The organism is Nodosilinea sp. LEGE 07298, from assembly GCF_015207265.1.
Classification (GTDB): domain Bacteria; phylum Cyanobacteriota; class Cyanobacteriia; order Phormidesmidales; family Phormidesmidaceae; genus Nodosilinea.
In genome coordinates this window covers 1-10,649 of sequence record NZ_JADEXE010000233.1, presented here as the reverse complement: position 1 = coordinate 10,649, position 10,649 = coordinate 1, and the positions used below count along the sequence as shown (strand labels likewise).

8 protein-coding genes are annotated in these 10,649 nt (G+C 55.5%); all 8 read right to left on the bottom strand.

Annotated features, from left to right (window positions below):
* Window positions 1-115: 115 nt before the first annotated feature.
* Window positions 116-1,246: an urea ABC transporter ATP-binding protein UrtD gene (gene urtD, locus IQ273_RS24410; RefSeq protein ID WP_194025749.1), complete on the bottom strand. Its 1,131-nt coding sequence runs from the start codon at window positions 1,244-1,246 to the stop codon at window positions 116-118.
* Window positions 1,247-1,463: 217 nt separating this feature from the next.
* Window positions 1,464-2,648 carry an urea ABC transporter permease subunit UrtC gene (gene urtC / locus IQ273_RS24405; protein WP_194025748.1) on the bottom strand — a complete coding sequence of 395 codons (1,185 nt, stop codon included), beginning with the start codon at window positions 2,646-2,648 and terminating at the stop codon, window positions 1,464-1,466.
* Window positions 2,649-2,652: 4 nt separating this feature from the next.
* The gene (locus IQ273_RS24400) at window positions 2,653-3,822 is read right to left on the bottom strand and encodes an ABC transporter permease subunit (protein WP_194025750.1); all 1,170 of its coding nucleotides are present in this window, start codon (window positions 3,820-3,822) and stop codon (window positions 2,653-2,655) included.
* A 444-nt stretch (window positions 3,823-4,266) separates the two neighbouring features.
* The gene (urtA, locus tag IQ273_RS24395) at window positions 4,267-5,571 is read right to left on the bottom strand and encodes an urea ABC transporter substrate-binding protein (RefSeq protein WP_194025747.1); all 1,305 of its coding nucleotides are present in this window, start codon (window positions 5,569-5,571) and stop codon (window positions 4,267-4,269) included.
* A 364-nt stretch (window positions 5,572-5,935) separates the two neighbouring features.
* Window positions 5,936-6,571 carry an urease accessory protein UreG gene (ureG, locus tag IQ273_RS24390; RefSeq protein ID WP_194025746.1) on the bottom strand — a complete coding sequence of 212 codons (636 nt, stop codon included), beginning with the start codon at window positions 6,569-6,571 and terminating at the stop codon, window positions 5,936-5,938.
* A 121-nt stretch (window positions 6,572-6,692) separates the two neighbouring features.
* Window positions 6,693-7,982, bottom strand: a complete 1,290-nt coding sequence (locus IQ273_RS24385; protein ID WP_194025745.1) for a glutamyl-tRNA reductase — start codon at window positions 7,980-7,982, stop codon at window positions 6,693-6,695.
* 482 nt (window positions 7,983-8,464) lie between these two features.
* Window positions 8,465-9,502, bottom strand: a complete 1,038-nt coding sequence (gene glpX, locus IQ273_RS24380) for a class II fructose-bisphosphatase (RefSeq protein ID WP_194025744.1) — start codon at window positions 9,500-9,502, stop codon at window positions 8,465-8,467.
* Between the two features lie 96 nt (window positions 9,503-9,598).
* A partial coding sequence (locus IQ273_RS24375; protein WP_194025743.1) for an S-layer homology domain-containing protein occupies window positions 9,599-10,649 on the bottom strand: 1,051 nt, incomplete at its 5' end.

Here is a 10,649-nt window from a genome sequence, read left to right as displayed (position 1 = left end):
GTGGATGGGTGACAGGGTGGATGGGTGGGGGTAATAGGGTGAGTGAATGCGCGGATAATGAGGTGACTAGTAAGTTGACCCATCGACTCATCCACCCATCGACTCATCCATCCATCTACCCTCTAGCAGCCAGTTCTTCCAGCGCGGCGGCTTCGAGGCGGCTGACGGTTTCAGGCGGTAGGCCCAGCATGTTGAGCAGCTTTTGGTAGATCACTGCCTCAGTCTGGTTGATCTGGTTAGAGCTGATCACCTCGTAGCTAAGCATGAGTGCTTCTTCGCGCTGGGCCTGGCTAACAAGCTGGGGCACTAGGTCTTCTAGCGGAATTTCTTTAGCTAAAAGATTCCTGAGGTCGTCGCGCAGGCTGGCCTGCTCTTCGGGGCTATGGGCAAACTTGCGGCTGAGGCGATCGAGAATCACTTCCTGCTGCACATCAGCAAAGTTATCGTCGGCCCAGGCCATAGTGGCGGCAATGCGCAGCAGCAGCATTTGCTCGGGGGTGAGGGTGGTTTCTTTGCCCAGGTAAACCTCAATTACCTTGGAATCGTTCTGGACCTCATCCATGGTGCCTTCAAAAAGCACGCTGCCCTGGTGCAGAACAGTGACCTGGCGGGCAATCTGTCGCACAAATTCCATATCGTGCTCAATCACCACGATGGAATGGCTCTCGGCCAGCGACATCAGTAACTTGCCCGTTTGCTCGGTTTCCTCGTCGGTGAGGCCTGCTACGGGCTCATCCACCAGCAGCAGATCGGGCGACTGGGCCACCAGCATACCGATCTCAAGCCACTGTTTTTCGCCGTGGGAGAGCAGGGCCGCAGGTACATCGGCCTTGTAGTCGAGGCCAATGGTTTCGAGTAGCCCGCCGACGGTTCGTTTCTCGGCGGTTGGGGTCTTTTTGAATAGGGTGGCGAAGACGTTCTTTTCCCGGTTGCAGGAAAGTTCCAGGTTTTCGCGAGGGGTGAGGTTGAGGTAAACCCTCGGAGTCTGAAACTTACGGCCAATGCCGAGTCGGGCGATATCATGCTCTTTATACTTGCGCAGGTCTTGCCCCTTGAAGTATGCAGCTCCCTCGGTAGGCTTGGTTTTACCGGTAATTACATCCAAAAAGGTAGTTTTGCCCGCGCCGTTGGGGCCAATAATCACCCGCAGCTCACCTTCATCCATACTGAAGTTGAGATTGTTGATTGCCTTGAAGCCATCAAAGCTAACGGTGACGTCTTGAATATCGAGAACTCTGCTGCTCACAGGGATCAGGTCTCCTTCTGGTTTCGGGTAAGGTGGGCACCGCCCACCACGGGAGAAATTGGCCAGGTAGGGTGGGCAGTGCCCACCATTTGATTTGAGGTTTGGTAACAGATTGTGCTGCCGCAGGTATGCTGGCCACTTGAGGCAGAGAATGCCGGGCAATGCCTTTTGGAATAGCCTGTTGTTGGGCTGGAGTAGTTGGTGGGCAATGCCTACCCTACTTTTCGGCAAACTCGGGGGTTTCAGCTACGGTTTCAACGACTGTGGTGTCAGTGTCATCAAGGTAGGGCAGGTCGGTAGGGCCGAGCCCTAGAGCCGAGCTGACCATAGAACCAAACTGGCGGCGACCCCAGCCAATGATGCCATCGGGTAGAGTCGTCACCACAATCAAGAACAGCGCTCCCTGGAAAAACAGCCACACATCAGGAAAGCGTTCGCTGAGTAAGCTACGGGCCATATTGACCAGCACTGCGCCCAAAACAGCACCGACCAGCGTGGCGCGTCCGCCTACGGCCACCCAGATCACCATCTCAATCGAGAAGGCGATATCCATGAACTGGGGCGAGATAATACCCGACTGCACTGTGTAGAGGGCACCGGCAATGCCCGCGATCGCTCCAGAGACCGCAAACACCAGCACTTTAAAGGCTGTGGGGTCATAGCCCGAAAAGCGCACCCGGTTTTCGTCGTCGCGAATGGCGACCAGCATGCGGCCAAAGCGACCGCTAGTCAGCCAGCGGCAGAGAGCGTACATCGCTACCAGGGCAATGACAGTGCTGATGTAGAAAAACATCCGCATGCCGTCGCTGCCCACCGCCTGGCCCATAAACACCGAGGTCGAGGTTTTGAGGCCGTTGGTGCCATTGATCAGCTTTTGCTGACCATTAAATAAGTTAAAGAACACTACCAGGGCAGCCTGGGTCAAAATTGAGAAGTATACGCCGCGAATGCGGTTGCGGAAAACCAGGTAGCCCAGCAGCCCCGCCACGATCGCCGGAATGGTGAAAATCGCCAGCAGTGTAAACGGGAACGAATTGAAGGGTTGCCAAAACCAGGGAAGTTCGGTAACGCCGTAGAGACCAAAGAACTCTGGTAGCTGTCCCTCACCCAGAGTATTTAGCTCTAGGTACATGGCAAAGGCGTAGCCGCCTAAGGCAAAAAAGATGCCGTGCCCCAGGCTAAGCAACCCCGTAAAGCCCCAGATTAAATCGATACCCAGGGCAACAATAGCTAGGGCCAAAAAGCGCCCCAGCAGGTTGAGCCGAAACCCGGTCAGGAACATCGGCATGATCAATATCAGGATCAGCGCGATCGCAATTACCGCGATCGCCTCAATCATAAACTTGCGTTTTTGGCTGGCCTGAGCAGCGCGGCGCGGTTGCGTGGTTACTTGTGCAGTCATAGCCCTATAGCTCCACCGAACGACCCTTCGGCGGAAACAGCCCGGCGGGCCGCACCTGCAAGAAGGCAATAATTAGCGCAAACACCATGACCTTAGCCATGCTTGTAGTGGCAAAGAATGTAAAGAAGTCAATGATCGGCTGAAAGAACGCCGTGGGCGGAAACAGCAGCGCCATCGTGCCAGAACCAATCAGATAGCTGGTAACACCAATAATTAGCGCCGCCACAATGCTGCCCACCAGCTTACCGACCCCGCCGACAACCACCACCATGAAGGCATCTACGATGTAGTTTGACCCTAGGTTAGGGCCAACCGAGCCCAGCAGCGTCACAGCACACCCGGCTATGCCGGCCAGACCAGAGCCCAGGGCAAAGGTAATAGCATCGACCTGCCCGGTAGGAATACCCAAACAGGCGCTCATGCCCCGGTTTTGGGTGACCGAACGAATGCGCAGACCCCAGGCTGTACCGTTAAGAAACCAGTACACTGCCACCAGGCAAAGCGCCGTCAGCACAATGATGAACAATCGGGCTGAGGGAAATTGCAGCGTGTCGCCTACCGAAATACCACCCCGCAGCCAGCTCGGTGGGGTGACATCCACGTTGCGGGTGCTGAACCAGGCCCGGCTAAACGCCGCGCTAGTGCCGCTGCTAATCAGTACCCAGGCCAATACCGAAATGGCAGCCGACAGCCCTAAAAATACCGGGTTAGCCCACGACTGAATGCGTTCCCAATCGGTGTAACGAGTCAGTACCCAGCGACCGACCAAAAACAGCACCGCAAAAATGACCAGGCCAATCACCATGGGCAAGCTCACACTGCGGATGAACTGAATCAAAATTAAACTGACCCCCCAGGTGGCCAGCAGCGTTTCTAGGGGTCGCCCGTACAGGTAGCGAATGACGGTGCGCTCTAGCAATAGCCCCAGCAGCGCCGCCACTAGAAATGCCATGGGTAGGGCGGCAAAAATATAGAGATCGGGTGCTATACCGCCCATGCTTTTAGCCACGTTTTGCACTACGAAGGTAGTGTAGGCCCCAAACATCATTAGTTCACCGTGGGCCAAGTTAATGACTCCCATTAAGCCAAACACGATGGCTAAGCCCAGGGCCACAATCAACAGCACTGCACCAATGCTAATGCCATTAAAAAGGCCGCCAATTAAGCCTTCCAACACAGCGTTTACCGATTTAAGAACAACACAGAACGCACTAAAAGATCAATCAAAAATTTAATCGATCCTAACGGATGCCAGACACAAACTTAATAGAGATACTAAACGCAGCCTCACGGTAAGAAATGTCCATTTTTGACAGTTTTCCCTTGTTTAGAGGTTCTACTGAAACCGTAGTGGCCCTAATTTAATTTAGGCCCTGCTAAGGGATAACCAAACTTAAGATAAGGGAACTAAATACTTGGAGAAGCGCCAAAAGCTCAAGCTTAAAAGAGCTAAGTTACAGCGCTCAAGTTTCCCAGCGGACTATCAACGCAAAGGCAAGCCAAAAAAGAATGTTTGCCCAAACTTTAGGGCTGTCTATATAGAAAGCGGGGATACAGCCTGCTGCATCCCCGCCAAACGATCGTTCGACAGCGCCGCGATCGCGGCTACAGCCTCAACCTAGACTTCAAACTTGCCGCCCTTAGCGGGGTCAGACCAGTCACAGGCAAAGCCAATGGTGTCGGGCACAAACTGGTTCCAGGGCTGAGGATCGATGGGGCCATCGGTTTCCCAAACGATGTTGAACATGCCGTCATCCATGATTTCCCCGAGTCGCACTGTCTTAGACAGGTGGTGGTTGGCGTTCATGGTTACGGGGCCTTCAGGGGCCGCCATGCTCTGACCGTAGGCCGCTGCCCGTACCTCAGGAATATCAAAGGTTCCCGCCGCTTCTACGGCCTGCTTCCACAGGTAAACCATGATGTAGGCCGCTTCCATGGGGTCGTTGGTAACCCGGTCTTCACCAAACTCGGCTTTGAAGTCGGCGACCCACTTTTCGTTCTCGGGAGTTTCTACGGTTTGGAAGTAGTTCCAGGAGGCCAAGTGGCCGGTCAGAAACTCGGGACCGATCTGGCGCACTTCTTCTTCAGCCACACTCACCGACATGACGGGGTATTGATCAGGCCCCATGCCAGCACCCTGGAGCTGCTTGAAGAAGGCGACGTTGCTATCACCATTGAGGCTGTTGAAGATGACGCCGCCATCGGGCAGAGCCGCCCTAATTTTGGTAATGATCGGGGTAACTTCGGTGTTGCCCAGGGGCAGGTAGTCTTCACCCACGGTGTTGCCACCCTTGGCAGCTAGCTGCTCTTTGATAATGGTGTTAGCCGTGCGGGGGAACACGTAGTCAGAGCCTACCAGGAAGAAGTCGGGGCTCTTGTTCTCAATCAGCCAGTCCACAGCAGGCTCAATTTGCTGGTTGGGGGCAGCTCCGGTGTAAAAGATATTTTTGGAGCACTCCTGGCCTTCGTACTGCACGGGGTACCACAGCATGTGGTCTTTCGATTCGAACACTGGCAGTACAGCTTTACGGCTGGCCGAAGTCCAGCAGCCAAACACTACCGATACCTGGTCTTGGTCAATCAGCTTTTCGGCCTTCTCTGCGAAGGTGGGCCAGTCAGAGGCCCCATCTTCTACCACAGCCTCGATTTGCCTGCCTAATACCCCACCAGCGGCGTTAATTTCTTTGATCGCTAGCTGCTCAGCATCCACTACAGTGGTCTCACTGATGGCCATGGTGCCGCTAAGGGAGTGCAGAATGCCGACCTTGACGGTCTCTCCGTCGCCAGCGGCTACTTCGGTACCGCCGTCAGCAGCCCCAGTATCGGTGGTGGTGCCGCTGCCGCAAGCCTTTAGCAGCATAGAGGTTCCCAGGGTCGCCGACCCGTACACCAAAAACTTACGCCGATTAAATCGAGTTACCATTCAACCTCGCTCCTGACTCATTTAATAAAAAGAGTGTTTAGCCGAAAAATCACGTAGACCGTCAGAGTGGATATTAGGGGTAGTGATTGACAGTAAATGTAGCGAACAATACCAAAAAGCCCAACTTTTTTGTAACGTTTCTAGCGTCTCGGCAACATTGACAACATCCTTAAGACGTATTTAGCTGTCTAAACCAGGTAAGAAGAGATTGATCCAGCGCTGCTTTAAACACTGGGATCAACCTAAAACTAAAGCTTTGAGCCATTGATCTAGCTAGTCAGATGGTTGCTTGCAGATCAGATGATTTCTCAGCCCGGTGATCGATCGCTAGCGGCAAACCTAACCCACCACGCGATCGCGTCAATTAGTTTCGAGTGCCTGTCAGCGGCGCTGACGGCTCTGCTGCCGCATGGTAGCCAATGAAGTCGATGATGGCAGCCAGGCCTTCCTGGGTTTTGAGGTTGGTAAACCCAAAGGGGCGATCGCCCCGCATTTGGCGAGCATCCCGTTCCATTACCGCCAGGCTCGCCCCCACCATTGGGGCCAGATCGATTTTGTTGATCACCAAAAAGTCAGACTTGGTGATCCCCGGTCCGCCCTTGCGGGGGATCTTGTCGCCCGCCGCCACGTCAATGACATAGAGGGTCAGGTCCACTAGTTCGGGGCTAAAGGTAGAGGCCAGGTTGTCGCCGCCGCTCTCCACAAACACCAGATCCAGCGGGTGAAACCGTGCTTCTAGGTCTTCGATGGCCACCAGGTTCATAGACGCATCTTCGCGGATAGCGGTGTGGGGGCAGCCGCCGGTTTCGACCCCCACAATGCGATCAGGGCTCAGCGCCTGGCTGCGCACTAAAAACTGGGCGTCTTCCTGGGTATAGATGTCGTTGGTAACGACCGCGATCGAGTAGCGATTGCGCAGCGCCTTGCACAGGCTATCTACCAGGGCTGTCTTGCCCGACCCTACCGGGCCAGCCACCCCAACACGAAAGGGAGTTGTCATGGGTGATCGCTCAATCAAAGCTAAAGATGCTGGTATCTTACACCCAAGCAAAAGACCCCAGGGTTTTTGAAAAACCCTGGGGTCTAAGCCGCCTTAGGCTGAAAACCGCTTTCTCTGGTAGCTAACTGTACTTTTCGTTAGAGGCAGTCTCCAGGTCAAACAGCACCTGGAGGGTTTGCATCGCCCGCTTGCGGGCTTCGATGTCCCGCTGGGCGCGCAGCTGCACCATGGGGTCGTGGAGAATTTTGTTGACGATGCCACGGGTGAGGGCTTCGATCACCTCCTGGTGCTTCTCAGCAAATTCGCTGCCCAGGCGCGATAGAGCCTTCTCTAGCTCCTGCTCGCGAATGGTTTCGACCTTGCTGCGCAGGCTGCTGATCGTGCTGACGGTATCGAGCGATCGCCACCAATCCATAAAGCTTTCCACCTCCTGATCTAGCAGCACCTGGGCTTCCATCGCCATCCGGCGACGGCTGGCCTGGTTTTGGGCCACCACGGCCTTCAGGTCGTCAACGTTAAAAGCGTGGACGTTGTCCAACTCGTTGGCATTGGTGTGAACGTTGAGGGGCACCGAGATATCGAACACCATCAGGGTGCGGCTGGTGACCAGCGGGGCCAGATTGTCGCGGTGCAAAATTGGCTCCGTAGCGGAGGTACAGGTAAATACCACGTCGCAGGCCTCCACCGTCTCCAGCATCGTATCGAGGGTGCCCGTGCGAATGTTGGCATCGGGAAACTGCTTAGCCAGTTCGTTAGCCCGATTGATGGTGCGGTTCAGAATGGTGATGGTGCAGGAGTCTTTAGACACCAGGTGCTGAACCAGCAGGCGGGCCATCTTGCCCGCCCCCAAAATGCTCACATGGCAGCTATTCAGGTGGGGTACCTTCATGCGGGCCAGCTCCACTGCGGCGGAGCTAATCGAAACCGCCCCGGTGCCAATGCTGGTTTCGCTGCGCACCCGCTTACCGGCGGTGAGCGACTGCTTGAGCAGGCGATCGAGCACCCGACCAATGCTCTTGTGCTGCTGGGCCAGCTGGTGGGCGTGCTTCACCTGAGCCAGAATTTGGCCCTCCCCCAGCACCAGGCTGTCGAGGCCCGCCGCGACGCGCATGAGGTGGTTGACGGCATCCTGGTGCAGCAGAATGAACAGGTGCTGGCGCAGCTCGTGGAGGGGCAGGCCGCTGTGCTCAGACAAAAACTGGATCACTTCTCGAATGCCCTGCTCGGTCGCTTCGGTAACAATATGGATTTCGAGCCGGTTGCAGGTGCTGAGAATAGAAACTTCGTCAATGTGGGGGCAATGGGTGAGATGGGCGATCGCATCGCCTGTCTGAGCCGTCGGAATGCTAAGTTTTTCGCGAATTTGCACCGGGGCGGTTTTGTGGCTCAGGCCAATTACGGCGATATTCATTCTTCCTCCACGCGTTTAATAAGTCACCTAATTTGTGGTGTCGGCAGCCCCCTTACCAGGGCCACAAGATTGCCAGGGTGAGCTGGGGTCAAGGGTTACACCGTACACAATTGCCAATATGTTTGAACTTAGAGATAAATAGGGCGCGACTCAAGGAAACTCAACAAAAGTCCATCAAAAATTGTTGCTGGGCTTTTATCTCAGTTCATCAGCGACCGTTTGTCTGCAACCATTTCCCCTGTTCCAGCAGTGACTGGTTACAAAAAATGCGGCTGTACCGCATCTCTAAACTAACGAATTTAAACCCACCTAAACCCAATTGGGCAGATTGAACTGGGGCAAGCCCCTAGACCTGCGGCCAACTTAACCCCCAGCAGTAGCTAGAAAATGACAAAACAACCCAGGAGGCCTCAGTCCATTACGATGAGGCCTCCTGGGGACATTCAAGCTTAGCTACGGCGCACTAGGCTGAGGGAATCAGCCTAGTGAAGCTGCAGGCGCTTGGGCTCGTCGAACATGTGAACGGTATCTACAAAGCGAGCCGTCTTGGACTGGCTGGAGATAATCAAGGACTCGGTGCGAGCGCCGCCATGGAAGAAGCGAACGCCTTCCATCAGCACTCCGGGGGTGATGCCGGTAGCGGCAAATAGCACGGTTTCACCAGAGGCGAGTTCGTGGGTATCGTAGACCTTGTCAATGTCGGTGATGCCCATTTCGTTGAGACGGGCAATGTTGGCCTCTTTGCTTTCGCCAATCAGTCCGGTTTTAACGATGGCAGGATCATAGATGAGCTGGCCTTGGAAGTGGCCCCCCAGGCAGCGCATGGCAGCGGCACTGATCACCCCTTCGGGAGCAGCACCAATGCCCATCAGCGCATGGATATTGGTACCCGAAAAGGCACAGGAGATGGCGGCAGACACGTCCCCATCGGAGATCAGCTTCACTCGGGCACCGGCATCGCGAATTTCTTTGATCAGGTCGTTGTGGCGATCGCGCTTCATGACAACGACGACCAGTTCCTCAATGCTGCGATCGAGGCACTCGGCCAAAATTTTGAGGTTTTCGGTAGCCGACTTGTCGATGTCAACCTTGCCCTTGGCCTCGGCGGGGGCTGCCAGCTTCTTCATGTAGAAGTCAGGAGCGGCGAATAAACCACCCTTCTCAGAGATTGCCAGCACGGCCATCGAGCCATTCTGCCCATAGGCCACCAGGTTGGTGCCTTCGCAGGGGTCAACGGCAATATCAATTTCTAATAGCTCGTCGGGGTTGCAAAAATCTTTAGCGTTAGGCTGGGTGCAAATCCCCACTTCTTCACCGATGTAGAGCATCGGAGCATCATCCCGTTCGCCCTCGCCAATCACAATGCGGCCACGCATGTGAATTTTGTTCATGCGCTCCCGCATGGCTTCTACGGCGACCTGGTCAGCGATATTTTTCTCGCCCTTGCCCATCCAGCGGGATGACGCGATCGCAGCCTGTTCGACAACCTCAATAATCTCAAGACCGAGGGTACTTTCCACGGGATCAATCCTCCAAACTGCCTATATTTAATGGGTTTTAGCGTTCCCCACCTCGACTTCTCAGTCTATCAGACGGTGGGATCAAGGCATAGAGAATCAAGGCACCGTATACTCTGACTCCACCGCTGGCAGTTCGCCCCGTGCCACTAGGGCCTGGTGAAGCATCGCTGCAATCTCGGCGCGAGTGGCGGCCTGGGCAGGCTTAATCTGGTCGCGGGCAGGGTAATTGACGATGAGATTGTTTTCGGCGGCGGCGGCAACTTTGGCTGTGGCCCAGTCGGGCAAAGCGCTGAAATCTACAAAAGACTGCAACGTTTGTTCGGGAGCGGGCGGTGGCGTGAGGTTTAGACCTGACGCTAAGGCAACGATGACCTCGTAACGGGGAATGGTGCGCTGGGGGAGAAATTCGCCGTCAGGGTAGCCCACCATGAAGCCCTGGGCCACCGCATTATTGATCGCCGAGGCGGCCCAGTAGTCGCTGGACACATCGCTAAAGGTCAAGTCGGCGCTGGCAGAGGTGTCACCAAAGGCCTGAGTAATCAGCGCCGCCATTTCGGCCCGGGTCAGGGGCTGATCTGGCCGAAACCCGCTTTCGAGGAAGTCGGGCAGGTACCCCTGGTCAAACATAGGTTTGATGAAAGGATAGGCCCAGTGGGTGGTGGGTACGTCTGAAATATCAAGGGGCTGGGTGGTTTCTGCGGCTTCGTCCGGTGGAGTTGTAAGCACTGTCGCCGGTGCCGCCGGAACGAGGACCGCTCCTGGGCGAATAGCTCGATTAGCGGGTAGTCTCTCGGTGCCAGCATCCGAGAGACTCTCTCTATCTCTGCTGGGGATGTCTTGGCGAGGCCGATCGCCTGGTTCAAAGACCCGTGGTTCAAACTCGTCGATCTCTTCCTCGGCTTCAGGTAGCCCGATCGCCGCTGGTTCGCCGACTCGCCGCTGTAGTAGATCGGCTCCTGCCCATGGGGTTTGGCTGCGGCTAAGGCCCCACCAGAGGATAGAGCCTATACCGACAAAGGCCAGTACCACCGCCAGAATCTCGTCAAAATCTAGGATGCGGTTGCCCCCCGACGAAGATCCACCAGCGGGGCGGTTCGGATCAGACTGATTGGGCTGGTCGGGGGGCAGGTTTACCATGGGGCAGGCC

Excerpts from the sequence above, each read along its gene's own strand:
- urtC (WP_194025748.1), bottom strand. The coding sequence starts at position 2,648 with ATGACTGCACAAGTAACCACGCAACCGCGCCGCGCTGCTCAGGCCAGC.
- urtA (WP_194025747.1), bottom strand. The coding sequence starts at position 5,571 with ATGGTAACTCGATTTAATCGGCGTAAGTTTTTGGTGTACGGGTCGGCG.
- ureG (WP_194025746.1), bottom strand. The coding sequence starts at position 6,571 with ATGACAACTCCCTTTCGTGTTGGGGTGGCTGGCCCGGTAGGGTCGGGC.
- IQ273_RS24385 (WP_194025745.1), bottom strand. The coding sequence starts at position 7,982 with ATGAATATCGCCGTAATTGGCCTGAGCCACAAAACCGCCCCGGTGCAA.